Source organism: Acidimicrobiales bacterium (assembly GCA_035533095.1).
GTDB lineage: Bacteria > Actinomycetota > Acidimicrobiia > Acidimicrobiales > Palsa-688 > DATLUM01.
In genome coordinates this window covers 70795-84341 of record DATLUM010000094.1, presented here as the reverse complement: position 1 = coordinate 84341, position 13547 = coordinate 70795, and the positions used below count along the sequence as shown (strand labels likewise).

General features: G+C 69.3%; 13 protein-coding genes. 3 read left to right on the top strand and 10 right to left on the bottom strand.

Annotated elements, in window-relative coordinates; translation table 11 throughout:
* Positions 1-33: 33 nt before the first annotated feature.
* Genes tsaD through VNF71_11955 form a run of 5 tightly spaced genes read right to left on the bottom strand, consistent with a single transcriptional unit; the run spans position 34 to position 3280 of the window.
* Positions 34-1032: a tRNA (adenosine(37)-N6)-threonylcarbamoyltransferase complex transferase subunit TsaD gene (gene tsaD, locus VNF71_11975; protein ID HVA75269.1), complete on the bottom strand. Its 999-nt coding sequence runs from the start codon at positions 1030-1032 to the stop codon at positions 34-36.
* Complete coding sequence (gene rimI, locus VNF71_11970; protein ID HVA75268.1) at positions 1029-1592, bottom strand: ribosomal protein S18-alanine N-acetyltransferase; 564 nt, start codon at positions 1590-1592, stop codon at positions 1029-1031. Before rimI ends, tsaD begins: the two co-directional genes overlap by 4 nt.
* A complete protein-coding gene (gene tsaB, locus VNF71_11965; protein HVA75267.1) occupies positions 1585-2253 on the bottom strand; it encodes a tRNA (adenosine(37)-N6)-threonylcarbamoyltransferase complex dimerization subunit type 1 TsaB in 669 nt (222 codons plus the stop codon). Before tsaB ends, rimI begins: the two co-directional genes overlap by 8 nt.
* A complete protein-coding gene (tsaE, locus tag VNF71_11960; protein ID HVA75266.1) occupies positions 2247-2726 on the bottom strand; it encodes a tRNA (adenosine(37)-N6)-threonylcarbamoyltransferase complex ATPase subunit type 1 TsaE in 480 nt (159 codons plus the stop codon). Before tsaE ends, tsaB begins: the two co-directional genes overlap by 7 nt.
* Positions 2723-3280 (bottom strand): uracil-DNA glycosylase, encoded by a 558-nt coding sequence (locus VNF71_11955; protein ID HVA75265.1) that lies wholly within the window; start codon positions 3278-3280, stop codon positions 2723-2725. The genes tsaE and VNF71_11955 overlap by 4 nt, the downstream gene beginning before the upstream one ends.
* Before the next feature lie 114 nt (positions 3281-3394).
* Here VNF71_11955 and VNF71_11950 point away from each other — a divergent pair, with 114 nt between their 5' ends.
* Entirely contained in the window at positions 3395-4015 is a 621-nt protein-coding gene (locus VNF71_11950; GenBank protein HVA75264.1) for an RDD family protein, read from the top strand.
* On the opposite strand, the gene VNF71_11945 is transcribed toward VNF71_11950, so the two are convergent.
* From VNF71_11945 to VNF71_11925, 5 genes are read right to left on the bottom strand one after another with little or no spacing between them, the layout of a single operon-like run.
* Positions 4012-4905, bottom strand: coding sequence for a P1 family peptidase (locus VNF71_11945; GenBank protein ID HVA75263.1), 894 nt, complete (start codon positions 4903-4905; stop codon positions 4012-4014). The genes VNF71_11950 and VNF71_11945 overlap by 4 nt on opposite strands.
* Positions 4902-6077: an alanine racemase gene (gene alr, locus VNF71_11940; protein HVA75262.1), complete on the bottom strand. Its 1176-nt coding sequence runs from the start codon at positions 6075-6077 to the stop codon at positions 4902-4904. The genes VNF71_11945 and alr overlap by 4 nt, the downstream gene beginning before the upstream one ends.
* An 8-nt stretch (positions 6078-6085) precedes the next feature.
* Complete coding sequence (locus VNF71_11935) at positions 6086-7465, bottom strand: NAD(P)H-hydrate dehydratase (GenBank protein HVA75261.1); 1380 nt, start codon at positions 7463-7465, stop codon at positions 6086-6088.
* Positions 7462-7860 carry a holo-ACP synthase gene (locus VNF71_11930; GenBank protein ID HVA75260.1) on the bottom strand — a complete coding sequence of 133 codons (399 nt, stop codon included), beginning with the start codon at positions 7858-7860 and terminating at the stop codon, positions 7462-7464. Before VNF71_11930 ends, VNF71_11935 begins: the two co-directional genes overlap by 4 nt.
* Positions 7857-11282: an SIS domain-containing protein gene (locus VNF71_11925; GenBank protein HVA75259.1), complete on the bottom strand. Its 3426-nt coding sequence runs from the start codon at positions 11280-11282 to the stop codon at positions 7857-7859. The genes VNF71_11930 and VNF71_11925 overlap by 4 nt, the downstream gene beginning before the upstream one ends.
* A gap of 147 nt (positions 11283-11429) precedes the next feature.
* Between VNF71_11925 and VNF71_11920 the strand changes: the two genes are divergently transcribed.
* Together VNF71_11920 and VNF71_11915 are read left to right on the top strand one after the other, a co-directional pair.
* Positions 11430-12062: a TetR family transcriptional regulator gene (locus tag VNF71_11920; protein ID HVA75258.1), complete on the top strand. Its 633-nt coding sequence runs from the start codon at positions 11430-11432 to the stop codon at positions 12060-12062.
* Positions 12059-13546, top strand: coding sequence for an MDR family MFS transporter (locus VNF71_11915; protein HVA75257.1), 1488 nt, complete (start codon positions 12059-12061; stop codon positions 13544-13546). Before VNF71_11920 ends, VNF71_11915 begins: the two co-directional genes overlap by 4 nt.
* The last annotated feature ends 1 nt before the right edge of the window (position 13547 follow it).

The window sequence follows — 13547 nt, the reverse complement described above, 5'->3', positions numbered from 1 at the left end:
CTCTAGTTCAAACAGAGTCGTCAAACCCGGCCGTCAGTCCTCGAAGGTCAGGCGGAGGTTGGGGTCCGCCGGGGCATCGAGGGGGGTGGGCCCGTCCAGCCCGAGCCGGTACCAGGCCGTCGCCCCGACCATGGCGGCGTTGTCCGTGCACATCGCCCGGCTGGGAATGAACGCCGCCCGCCCGTCCTCGGCGGCAGCCGCGACGACCCGCTCCCGCAGCGCCGAGTTCGCCGCCACGCCACCGCCTATGCATATAGACCGGGCGTCCACCGAGGCCGCCGCCCGGCGGGTCTTCTCCACCAGCACGTCGACCACCGCCTCCTGAAACGACGCCGCCACATCCGCCGTCCCCACCTCCGGGTGCGCACGCACGTAGCGCACGACCGAGGTCTTCAACCCGCTGAACGAGAAGTCGAACCCCTCGCCCCGCAGGCCCCGCGGGAAGGCCACCGCCGACGGATCGCCCGACGCCGACAGCCGGTCGATCGCCGGCCCTCCCGGGTAGCCCAGCCCGAGGAAGCGCGCCACCTTGTCGAACGCCTCCCCCGCCGCGTCGTCGATCGTCTGGCCGAGCAACCGGTACCGGCCTCCGCCGATCATGTGCACGAGCATGGTGTGGCCGCCGGACACGAGCAGCACCACCGCCGGCAGTGCCATCGAAGGGTCCTCGAGGAACGCGGCGTGGAGGTGGCCCTCGAGGTGATTGACCCCGACGAACGGCACCTCCCATGCCATCGAGTAGGCCTTCGCCGCGCTCACGCCCACCAGCAACGACCCGATCAACCCCGGCCCGATCGTCGCTCCCACCGCATCGAGGTCCGCGCCGCTCACGCCGGCCTGCGCGAGTGCCTCGTCGACTACCGGCGTCAGCAGGTCGACGTGCGCGCGGCCCGCGACCTCGGGCACCACGCCGCCGAAGCGGGCGTGCAGATCGACCTGGCTCGATACGACCGAACTGCGCACGACCCGACCATCCTCGACGACCGCGGCCGCGGTCTCGTCGCACGACGTCTCGATCGCCAGGATCATCATCGCCGCAGCAGCCCCTCTGTGTCGTCGACCGTCTCGCCGGCGATGCCGGCCTCGATCTCGTCGAGGCGCTCCACGTACTCGGGCGAGTCGACGTCGTGTGCCCACATGATGAGCGCGTCCTCGTTGGATTCGGCGTAGTAGTTCTTGCGCAGCCCCTCGGTGCGGAAGCCGAAACGACCGTAGAGAGCCTGCGCCGCAGCGTTCGACACGCGCACCTCGAGCGTGAGGTGCCTGGCTCCGAAGCGCGGCGCGCTGCGGGCGAGGTTGAGGAGGAGGCGGCTGCCGATGTGATGTCGTTGCCACGCGGGGTCGACGGCGATGTTGGTGATGTGCGCCTCATCGGCGGCGTACATCAGCCCGGCGTAACCCACCACGGACGAGCCAACACGCGCGGCGATGTAAAAGCGCGACGTCCGCAGGTTGAGTTCGCTCATGAACAACGTCAGAGTCCACGGTCTCGGGTAGACCTGACCCTCGATCTTCAACACGGACCGCAGGTGCCGCCGCCGCAGCGGAACCAGGTGGACCGAGAGCGGCACCGGCTCAACGGGATCAGGCATCGCGCTGCTCCCATCCGATGCGAACGTCGGCGCCGCGCATGTACTCGGGTGTGATCTTCTCAGGAGAAAGACCGGGCCGGGTGGCTGCTAGCTCCACCAGGACTGCGGCCGAGGGGTGGTCGTGCTCGGGCCCGGCGATTGCCACGCCCTCAACCTGTTCGAGCAGAGGCGCGTAACGGCGCGCCCCATCCCCCGCGACAATCACCGGCCCACCGGCGTCTTCTAACGCTGCAACCAGCACCTCTGGCGGCGTGACCTGAGCATCGCCGACAGGTTCGGGATGGAAGGACTGCCAGAACACCTCGCCGCGCCGCGCGTCGACCACCGACACGACTGCCAGGCCGGCAGCCGCGTGAGGCGCGGCGAGGAGCTCCAGCGAGGAGCAAGCGGCAACCGGAACGCCGAGCGCGCTCGCCAGAGCCTTCGCAGTCGCCACACCGACGCGCAGCCCGGTGAACAGACCCGGCCCGGTGTCGACTGCGATCAGCTCCACCTCACGCAGTGTCGTATGCGACAACCTCATCAACGACTGGATCGCCGGCGCCAGCACCTCCCCGTGCCTCCGCCCCTGTTGCAGGTGCAGAGAAGAGACTGGTCCGCCGGCGCGGCCGATCGCGACGCCGACTTGTTCGGTGGCTGTCGCTATCGCAAGTGTCAGCACTTGAGGGCTTCCTCGAGTTGGTTCCATCGGTCATCCCAGGCCCCGCCGTGGTTGACGATGCTCAGCCGCCTCGCCTCTTCCCCTCCTTCGTCGTGGGAGATCTGAATGCTCAGGTGCGCGGGGTCCAGCGCGGGGCTGCCTCTTTCTCCCCATTCGACGACCGCTACGCCGCCATCCTCGAGAACCTCCGGCAGAGCGAGATCGATCACCTCGGACAGATGCTCGAGCCGGTACAGGTCCGCGTGGTAGAGGTCGAACCCTGCGTTCGTCGGGTAGCTCCGCACCAGGGTGAAGGTGGGACTGGTCACCGTCTCCGATACACCCAACCGGCGCGCGAACCCCTGCGTGAACGTGGTCTTGCCCGCGCCGAGGTCGCCGTCGAGGAGGATGACGTCGCCGGGTCGCGCCAGTTCTGCGACCGCGCCTGCGACCGCCTGCGTGCCGGCAGGGCCACACGTGACGACGGTGATCATGCGGGCACGAGGAACTGGTGGGCACGCACGAAGTCCGCTCGCATCTGCGAGAGGACCTCACCACCTCCTCTCAGGGCCGCTGCCGGATGGAATGTGGGCACGAGCATCCCCCTGCGGTAGGGGTACGAGCGGCCGCGCAGTTTGGTGATCCCTTCCTTGGTGCCCAGCAGCACCCTCGTCGCGAAGTTGCCGAGCGTCAGTACGAGCTTCGGGTCGATGAGGTCGACCTGCTGCTCGAGGAACGGCCTGCACGCGTCGATCTCCGCAGGCTCCGGATCACGGTTTCCGGGCGGCCGGCACTTGACGACGTTGGCGATGTAGACCTGCTTGCGGTCCAGCCCCATCTCCTCGGCCAGGAGACGGTCGAGCAGCTGGCCGGACCTGCCGACGAAGGGCCTGCCCTGAAGATCCTCGTCGCGGCCGGGGCCTTCGCCCACGACCATCAGCGACGCACGGGGATCGCCTTCGCCGAAGACGACCGTGGTACGGCCGCCGGCGAGCGGGCATTTGGTACACGACGAGGCGATCAACTCCAGATCAGCGAGGCCGGGCACGGAGGGCCATGGTACCGGCGGGTCATTGATCCCCGCCCCCGTGACGACGGTTGACTACCGTCGCGCGCGAGGACGGGAGCGGGATCTTCGTTCCCGGCAAGGAGGCAGCGCGACGTGAGCACTACCCCCCCGCCCCAAGACCCTTGGGCCGGATCCGGTTCAGGAGAGGAACCGCCTCCGCCGCCCGGCGGCGGTTACCCTCCCCCGCCACCTTCCTGGCAGCAGCCCCCTCCGAGCGGCGGCTACCCACCTCCTCCGCCGGCCTGGCAGCAGCCCCCCGGCGCGTACGGCACCCCGGGCGCCGGCTACGAGCCACCCGGCGTTTACGGCGGGACGCCCGGCGGAACACTCGCCGGCTGGTGGCTGCGAGTCGGCGCCACGATCATCGACGGGCTCGTCCTCATCATCCCCAACTACATCCTGCGGATCGCTGGCGGTTCTGTGGGCGGCCCGCTCCTTTCGCTCATCCTCGACGCGGCGTACATCACCTTGATGCTCAGCCGGCGCGGCCAGACGGTCGGCAACATGGCCGTGCGCACACGTGTGGTCGACTCGCGCACCGGCGGTCCCATCAGCGGGGGCAAGGCGCTCGGGCGCTGGGCGGCGGAGTTCGTGCTGGTGATCCTCTTCTTCATCCCGTGGGTCCTCGACGTCCTCTGGCCCCTGTGGGACCGGGAGAACCAGACCCTGCACGACAAGATGGCCGGGACCGTCGTGCTGAGGGATCCTTACTAAGGAGGACAGGCGTCGAGGATCGCCTCCTCGACGACCCAAGCCGCCATGGCTCGCACCGCTTCGACGCGAGCCGGGACCGACCCGGTCGCTGCCGCGACGATCGCGTCGCCGTCAGCGGCGGTGTGAGCCGGCTCGAGGGCGCGAGCCAACCCGTCGTGTGCCGATTCGGCTACCAACCTGCAGGCAGGCTTGTCGATCGCCGCGTTCGTGACGACGACGCCGATCGTTGTGGCTTCGCGGTGGCCGATTCCGGCCCCTCCGCTGGGCACCCTCGGTCCTTCGCTCCTGGCACGGCGTGGCTCCCCTAGTCCGTTGACGACCATCAGCGCCGCGACCACGAGGTCACCGTCGCGCGTGACGGCCGAACCGATCCCGCCGGGGCGGGCAGCTTCGCTGCCCCGCCACTTGGCGATCGTCGCTCCCGTTCCCGCCCCGATTCTTCCTCTAAGGGCGGCGCCGGGACCGCCGGTCTGCGCCGCGACGCACGCTGCGTAGCCGTCGGCGGCCCCCGGGCGGACCGACGGATCGCCGACGGCGAGGTCGTAGATCACCATCCCGACCACGATCGGCACAGGTCCCGCGGGCGCGGGAAACCCGATACCCCGCTCCTCGCACCACCGCATGACGCCGTCGCAAGCCGCCAGCCCGAAAGCCGACCCGCCGGTGAGGACCACGGCGTTCACGCCTGGGACCGTCCGCCTGGGGTCGAGCAGAGCCCACTCGCGGGTTCCCGGCGCCCCACCCCTCACCTCTCCAGATGCCACCGTCGCCGCCGGGAGCAACACGACCGTGCATCCCGTGACCGCAACCGGATCGCTCCAGTGCCCCACCCGAACCCCGGCGACGTCGGTGATCCCGCCGCCGGCGCCGGCAACACCGGACTCGCTCATCCGCCGAGATACAACCTGGGGACCCTGCCGCTCACCCCGCACACGACCTCGTACGCGATCGTCCCCACCCTCTCCGCCCACTCCCACGCGGTGATCGCCTGGTCACCCTGCGAACCGAGCAGCACCACCTCGTCGCCACGTCGGACAGTCGCTCCCGGCCCGCAGTCAACGAGGATCTGGTCCATCGTCACCGTCCCCGCGACGGGGCATCGCCGACCGCCGACGAGAACCTGCCCTCCCTTCGCCGACAGCATCCGGGTCACGCCGTCCGCGTAACCGACCGGGACGGTAGCGATGACCGAGTCGCGGTCGAGGCGGTAGCGCAGACCGTAGGAGAGCCGCTCGCCGGCGGCGACCTCCTTGACGTACGACACCCGCGCCTTGAGGGCCATCGCCGGCCTCAAGCCGGTGGCCGGTTCGCGGCCGGCGAGCTCACCAGCCGGCGCCAACCCGTACAGCGAGATACCGCATCGGACCATCCCGTACCGGCTGCGCGGGTGCCACAGCGCGGCCGCCGAGTTCGCCGCGTGGAGAAGCGGGGGTTCGACCCCGCGTTGATGCAACCGGCCACAGGCGCCGTCGAACCGGTCGAGTTGCGCCCCGGTGTAGGGGTTCTCGAGCTCGTCCGACACGGCAAGGTGGGTCCAGAACCCCTCGAGCCTGAGCCCCCGCGTGGACGCCACCGACGCCGCCAGCTCCACAGCCTCCGCCGGCGCCGCACCGACGCGGTGCATTCCGGTGTCGACCTTCACGTGGACCGGAAGACCCTCCGGCGACGCGCCCGCACCGGTACCGCGACGTGATGCGGCGGCCGCGGTCAGCGCGTTGAGACCTTCACGCGTGTAGACGGTAGGGGTCAACCGTGACGCGACGACCTCGGGCATCGCAACGGCTACCGGTTCGGACAGCAGCAGGATCGGTGCGTCGATCCCCGCCGCGCGTAGCTCCATCCCCTCCTCGACCAACGCCACGGCGAGCCAGCTGGCGCCGCCGTCGAGAGCAGCCCTCGCGGCGTCAGCGGCCCCGTGCCCGTACCCTCCGGCCTTGACGACAGCGCAAAGCTGCGCGGGGGCGGCAACGCGCGACAGAAGAGAAGCGTTCTGGCGGATGGCCCCGAGGTCGATCTCGGCCCAGGTGGGCCGAAGGCGCCCAGCGGCGACTTCGGTCTCCATCGTCGAGGTCATTGCCTCACGACCCCCGACAGCCAGAACGACACCAGCCGCGGCAGGTCGGACGCGACCAGCCCCTCTGGCGACCCGAGCGAAGCCGCCCTCCCGTGACAGTGCGCCGCGTAGGCAGCCGCCTCGAATGCCGGAAGCCCTCTCGCGATGAAAGCTCCGATGACACCCGACAGGACGTCGCCGGTTCCCGCGGTTGCGAGCCGTGACGACCCGGCGGCCGCGATCAGAACCCGGCCGTCCGGCGACGCAACGACGGTCGTGGATCCCTTGAGCAGCACCACCGCCCCGCTGGAGCGCGCCGCATCTCGGACGTCTTCGAGACGGTCGTCCGGCACCGCCCGCCCGCGCAGCCGGCTGTACTCCCCCTCGTGGGGCGTCAGCACGATTGCCGCGGCCCGGGATGCGGTCACTTCCCGGACCTCGTCCAGGCTGCCGACACCCGTGAGGCCGTCGGCGTCCACCACCGCAGGCACGGAGGTGGCTCGGAGCAGCTGTGCTACCTCGACGCGAGCGCCCCCGAGACCGGGCCCGACGACCAGTGCCTGCACGCGCTCGCTCGACTTCGCGGCTTCGGATGCCCAACCCTGCGCCGGCAGGCCGCTGGCGACGTACTCGCCAGGGGGCAGCCCACCGCCCGGGGGTCCTGCGGGAACTCCGACCAGCGCGTAACCGGCGCCGGCGCGCATCGCCGACGTCGCGACCAGCACGGCGGCGCCCGGCATCCCCGGCGATCCCGCGATCACCTGCACAGCGGATTTCCACTTGTGCGTTTCGCGAGGGCGCGGCAACAGCGAAGCGGCGATGTCATCGTCGGTGACCAGCCAGGCGTTCGCCGACGAGGCTGCGAGGGCACCGAGCCCGAGGCCGGCGATCTGGACCTCGCCGGCCAGCTCCGGTCCCCGCCCGAGGAGCAGGCCCGGCTTGTAAGCCGCGAAGGTGACCGTCGCGTCGGCGGCGACGGCCCCGCCGTCGCCCACAGCCTTCCCGGTGAGGCCGGACAGGCCCGACGGAATGTCAACTGCCATGACGCGCGCTCCCCCCGGATCAGGTGGCGAGTAGGCGCGGCTCAGACCGGTTCCGAACGCGGCGTCGACGACCAGATCGCATCCGGGCAGGATCTTCATCCGGGCGGCGCCGACGGCGTCGAGAACCTCCACGGACGCGCCCCACCGGGACAGGACGCGGGCTGCGACCCGTCCGTCGGCTCCGTTGTTTCCGGGTCCCGCGACGACGACCACCCGCCGCCCGTAGGTGCCGGCCATGAGAGTGCGGGCGGCGCGGGCCACCGCAAAGCCGGCTCTTTCTACGAGCACCCCGACCGGTTCGGGCGCCGATCGGTCGACGCCGGACATCTCGGTCGGCGTGAGGACCGGTATCACGTCAGCGCTGCCACTACGGCGGACGCGACCGTGTCCGTGTGGGTCAACGAGACCTGCCACCCCGACACTCCCATGGCCTCGGCCAGCACGGCTGCTCGGCCGGTTACCGACAGGAACGGTGCCTCGCCGGCGTTGCGGACCACTTCCACGTCGGTCCAGTCGATCGACCCGAGGCCCACCCCGAGCGCCTTCATGGCGGCTTCCTTGGCCGCGAAGCGGGCCGCGAGAGACGGCACGGGGTTCGCGAGGCGGTTCGCGAACGCCTGCTCCCCAGGGGTGAACACGCGGCCGGCAATCGACGGCCGGCGCTTCAAGACGGCAGCGAAGCGCGGGAGATCTACCGAGTCGATGCCAATTCCCACGAGCGCTCCACTCAGAGAGGTTCGCGCCTTCAAGCGACTCCCGAGCCTCTCCATCTCGCCGCCAGCGCGTACACAGGTTCGGTGAGCAGATCGACGATCGGCTCGTGTCCGAGACGCTCGTCGTCGAACGCCGGCTCTGTCTCGGTGACGGCGTCAGCGAGCGCGGAGTAGCGGGTGCGGTATCCGGAAAGGACCCGCTTTGCCGCATCGGCCGGGAGCACGTCGGCGAACCGGACATGCAGCAGGGTCATGCCGGTCACCTGGGCGCCCTTTACCTCCGGGATGAGGATGACGGTCCTGCCGTCGCTGGCGCCCCGCGCGACGGTGACCTCCCGCTCCTCAGCGGCGCGGTGCTTGGTGCCTCGCAACCGGGGATCCGTCGCCGTGCGCGAGGGCAGGCTCGTTGCTATGCCGCCCTGGTCGATCACCGACGCGGTTGGGGCGACCGGCGCCCTCCACTCCACCCGGTACCGGGTGTAGCCGAGCACCTCTTCGACAGCCTCGTCGAGAGCCCCGAGCGTGCGCAGGGCGCGGTAGCCGAGGGTGTCGGGTGCGGCGCCGGCGGACAGCGTTGCCTTCACCAGGGGGACACCGAACAGGGCGTCCTCGCTTCGCGAGATGCCGACGGTGACGGTCTTGGCCTGGTGTTTGATTGCGTCGACCGGACGGGTGAGCTCGTCCACGCCGGCGTTCAGCGCGTCGAGCAGGTCCGACACCAACGCTTCGGGTGTGCCGATCTTCCCTGTCTCGTGCTCGTAACCCTCGAGCGGCAGCAGCCCTGTCGCATAACGAAGCAGCGACACGAGACGCACGGCGGTGGAGGCCTCGAGGTTGCCGTTGTAGCTGCCGTCACGAAGACCCCGCATGAACGGCTGCACGGCCTGCTCCAACTCCGCGGCGAGCCGATCGAGAAGCCGGTCTTCATGTCCGGCCGGCATCTTCTCGATGGCATGCTCGATCGCGGCGCGCGCGGCGCGCAGCGGGCGTGCCTGGCCGTCGATCGAAAGGGCCGCCTCGTACCCGAAGATATGGCCCGCCATCGCCGCCAGCACGAATGACAGGTTCGGGTCCACCTTCGGCACCGTGATCAGGTCGCGCGCGAAAGCCTCGAAGCGTTTGGCTTCGCCGTCGGCGACCACCACCACAGGAGCGGCCTTGTGCGCCTGGTAGATCGCAACCTCCTTCGCGACGTCGTCCGCATTGGAGCCGCGCAGCCCTGGCGCGCATACCAGGATCATCGGCTCGCACGAGAGGTCGATGTGTTTCTTGTCCTCGGTGGCGTCGCTGGAGATGGACCGGTAGCAGAGCTCCGAGAGCTTGATACGGACCTCGGCTGCTGCGATCCTGTCGGGCCCGCTCCCCACCACGGCCCAGTAACGGCGCGGAGGCGCCACCGACGCCGCTATGCGACCGATGTCCTCGCGCCTCGCCAGCACCTTCTCCATCGCCGACGGCAGGTCCCTGAGGCTCTCCAGGACCGGGGCAAGACCGTCGCCGGCAACGCCGGCCGCCTGTGCGAATGCGCCTGCGAGCAACCAGCCCGCCGCGACCTGCGCGTAGAAGGCCTTGGTCGATGCAACGCTCATCTCCACGTCACGCCCATCTGACGTGTACAACACGCCGTGCGACTTGGAGACGAGATCGCTGTTGCGCCGATTCACCACGCACACGACGTGTGCGCCGCGCGTCCGCGCCAGGTCGACCGTGCGGTTGGTGTCTGTCGTGGTCCCCGACTGGCTGATCGCTATGACGACCGTTCGGCTCATGTCGTCCTGAAGCCCGAAACCGGACAGCTCCGTCGCCGGTTGGGCCGAGACCGGCATCCCCGGGAGGCACCGCGAGATCGCGGCAGCGACGGCCTGACCGGCGACCGCGGCGGTTCCCTGCCCGACGACGACGATCCTGTCGATTCGCCCGTCTGCCAAGGCGTCCGCCAACTCTGGCGGCATCGTCACCGGGCCTAGCCGGACGCACAGCTTCCCGTCCGGGCCGGTCGCGATCCGTCCCCGGAGGGTCTTGCGGAACGAAGCCGGGGCCTCCGTCAGCTCTTTCAACAAGAAGTGCTGGAATCCGCCACGGTCGACGTCCCGGGTGGTGATCTCGGCGACGGTCACGTCGGCCTCCGATACCGGCAGCTCCCGGCCGTCGTATCGGTAGCGCCTCATACCCCCGATGCGGCCCGCCTCGGAACGGCCGAGGACGACCACCTGCCCGCGAGATGACTCCCCGTCCATGCGGACGTAGCGATCCGTCTCCTCGACCAGCCCGTAGGGTTCGCTCGCGATCACGTAGGCGTCCTCGGCCAGCCCGACGTAGAGCGACTGCCCCGACCCGCAGAGCGCCAGGTGCAGCGAGTCCGGCTCCGAGGCCACCGATGCTGCGATCGCCACCGACCCGTCGAATCGTCCCACCGTCGAGCGGAAGCCGGCGTCAATGCCCGCGCCGGCGGATATCGCCCTGGCGAATAGGACCGGGATCACTTTCGCGTCGGTCGTCACCTCGGGCGCGACGCACACCGAGTCGGTCACCCTGAGGTCCGCGTGATTGTCCACGTCGCCGTTGAGCACAGCCGCCACGTACGGGTTACCCGGCCGGTCGAGCTCCTCGGAGTTGACCGGGTGGGCGTTGGGCTGCGAGATGATGCCGACGCTCGCCCAGCGGGTGTGCCCGAGTACCGTCACCCGTGCCCCGGGCGCGCTGATCGCGGCCGCAAGCAGCCTGTCGCCGCGTATGGCTGCGCGTATGGCCCTGACGTTGTCCCCGAGCTCACCGATCTCTGCCGCAGCCTTGTACACGAAGGCGAGGCTGTCCTGCACCACTCTCAACGAGCCGGACGTGAAAAGCGAGTCCGCCGACCTGGACTCGACGGCGAGGCGCACGCCTGGGTCCTCGAGGTCCAGACCGTGGCCGGCCACCAGCACCTGCACCCCGGCGGAGTCACGACCCCTGACTTCGAGCCTGTCGATCGACGCGAGCGCGACCTGGATCGCCCACCAGCCGTCAAGGTTCTGCGGCGGTCCGTCGAGCTCGGCGATCAGGTCGGCGACGGCTCGGGCGGCGCCGAGCCGGTCGTTGCTTATTGACCACCAGGCATCCTTCAGGCCGACCAGGGCCGAGTTGACCCGCTCCTGATCGCTCGGCTCGAAGTTCACCGACGCGCCGTCGAGGGCGGCTTCGAGCTCCCGTGTGCGCATCCCGATCCGCTCCGCGAGACCGTCGACAGCGTCGATGAGGCCCGGAGACGACAGCAGGCTCCTCAGGCCGGGCGTCGAACGCAGCGAGGAGTCGACCTCCCGCAGACTCCGCGTGACCTCCTCGACCGCCGTGATGTCGCCGCCGGAGATATCGACCGATGCCAGCGCGCCCGCAGCCTGCTCCAGCACTGACAGAACCACCTCGGGGTCCGGCGCGGGACGGCTCGACGACCGGGCGAGGACGGCGACGATCCCGCACATGACGCTCAAGGGTACTGGTAGGGGGCGGCTCCCCAGGGCCTGCCCTCCCGTCTCCATCCCGCCATACCGCCACCCCGCCTTAAACTGCACGCTGTGCGTTTTTGCACAGCGTGCAGTTTTTTGCGGTACCTTGTCCGGGTGTCCACGATGGAGCTGGCGCCCTCGCACCGGGAACGCAAGAAGCAAGCCACGAAGAGAGCGATCCACCTCGCCGCGATCGACCTCGTCGAGAAGCACGGCCTCTCCGGGGCGACGGTGGACGCGATCAGCGAGCGAGCGGGCGTGGCGCCGCGAACCTTCTGGTCCTACTTCGCCTCGAAGGAGGAGGCGATCGTCGACCACGACCCTGATCGCCCGGAGGCGATACGGCTGGCCCTCCTGGCGCGTCCCGCCGGCGAGCACCCGCTCACCGCTCTGCAGGCGGTGCTCGAAGAGGACGCGGCACGCCGCACGGTCGATGACGAAGAGCGTCTCCGGCGCTTCGACCTGATCCGCAGCGACCCCCACCTGATGTCCAGCGTCGCGGCGAGCTTCGAGCAGATCGAGCGGGCTCTGGTCTCTGCGGTCGCCGAGCGCACCGGGCTCGACCCGGAAGCCGACCTCTACCCGGGCGTCGTCGTGGCCGCGGCCTGCAGCGCCTGCAGGGTCGCCTATTTCCGCTGGAGCGCCAAGCACGGTGAGGCGTCGCTGGCCGCTCTGATAGAGGAGGCATTCGCGCAGCTAGCCGGCGGGCTCGCCGCGCCACCGCGCCGCGGGGGAACCGCGAGGGGCCGGCGTTGACGGTCACCCAAGCACGGCCCGAGGCTGCGCCGGGCTACTCGCACCGCCAGATTCTCTTGATCATGTCCGGGCTCATGCTCGGTCTCCTTCTGGCCAGCCTCGACCAGACGATCGTGTCGACCGCGCTGACCACTATCAGCCGCGACTTCCACCGTCTCGACCTCTACAGCTGGGTCGTCACCGCCTACCTTCTCACCTCCACTGCAAGCACTCCCCTGTACGGCAAGATCAGCGATCAGTTCGGGCGCAAGAGGATCTTCCAGGTGGCGATAGTCATCTTCTTGATCGGCAGCGCGCTCTCCGGCCTGTCGCAGAACATGTACGAGCTGATCATCTTCCGCGGCGTTCAGGGCGTCGGCGCCGGCGGGCTGATGACGCTCGCTATGGCGATCATCGGCGACGTGATCGCGCCGCGCGATCGCGGACGGTACCAGGGCTACTTCGGAGCAGTGTTCGGCGTTTCAAGCGTCATTGGCCCCCTCATCGGGGGCTTCCTGGTCGACCAGGCGTCATGGCGTTGGGTCTTCTACGTGAACCTGCCGATCGGGGCCGTCGCGCTGCTTGTCGTCAACCGGTTCCTGCACCTCGACCCTGTGACACGGAGCTCGAAGGTGGACATCCTCGGTGCGCTACTGATCGTGGGCGGCGTGTCGCTGTTCCTCGTCGGCGTTCAGGATGCAGGCAGCAAGGCCAAGTTGACCACCTCGTCGATGGCCTTCGGGATAGTCGGCATCCTGCTGATAGCCGCCTTCGGCTGGTGGGAGTCCAAGGCGCCCGAACCGATCATCCCGCTCCAGCTGTTCAAGGACCGTGTCTTCACAGTCGCGAACGTGCTCGGTTTCGTGACCGGATCGGTGATGTTCGGGTCGTTGATCTTCCTGCCTCTCTATTTCCAGACTGTTCGGGGCGTGAGCCCGACGATGTCGGGCATGCGGATGCTTCCGATGATGGTCGGGATGCTCAGCACGTCGATCATTTCGGGGCGACTGATCTCGCGTATCGGTCGGTACAAGTGGTTCGTGGTCTCGGGTACCGCCATCCTCGCCGCCGCGATCGGGATCATGACCACCATCACGACCTCGACCGACGCGTGGGCGCTCGCGGGCATGCTGCTCATGGTCGGTATGGGCCTCGGGCTCTTCATGCAGGTGCTGATCCTGGCGGTGCAGAACTCGATCCCCTTCGAGTTCATGGGAACCGGCACCGCGTCGGTGACGTTCTTCCGGACCCTCGGCGGCGCGATCGGTGCAGCCGTTCTCGGGGCGGTCCTGATACTGCAGGAGAAGACCAACGGCCCGCACTACGTGAAGCTGTACGGGCTGGTGAAGGGAACCGGCGAGTCGTTTACTCACGGCATGGACCAGGCGTTCATGTACGCGCTGCCGGTAGCGGTGCTCGCTTTTCTGTTGTCCTTCTTGATGCGCGAGGTGAAGCTTCGGTCGGTCCCGGGGGTCGACAACAGCGACGCAATGGGTATCGGCTGAC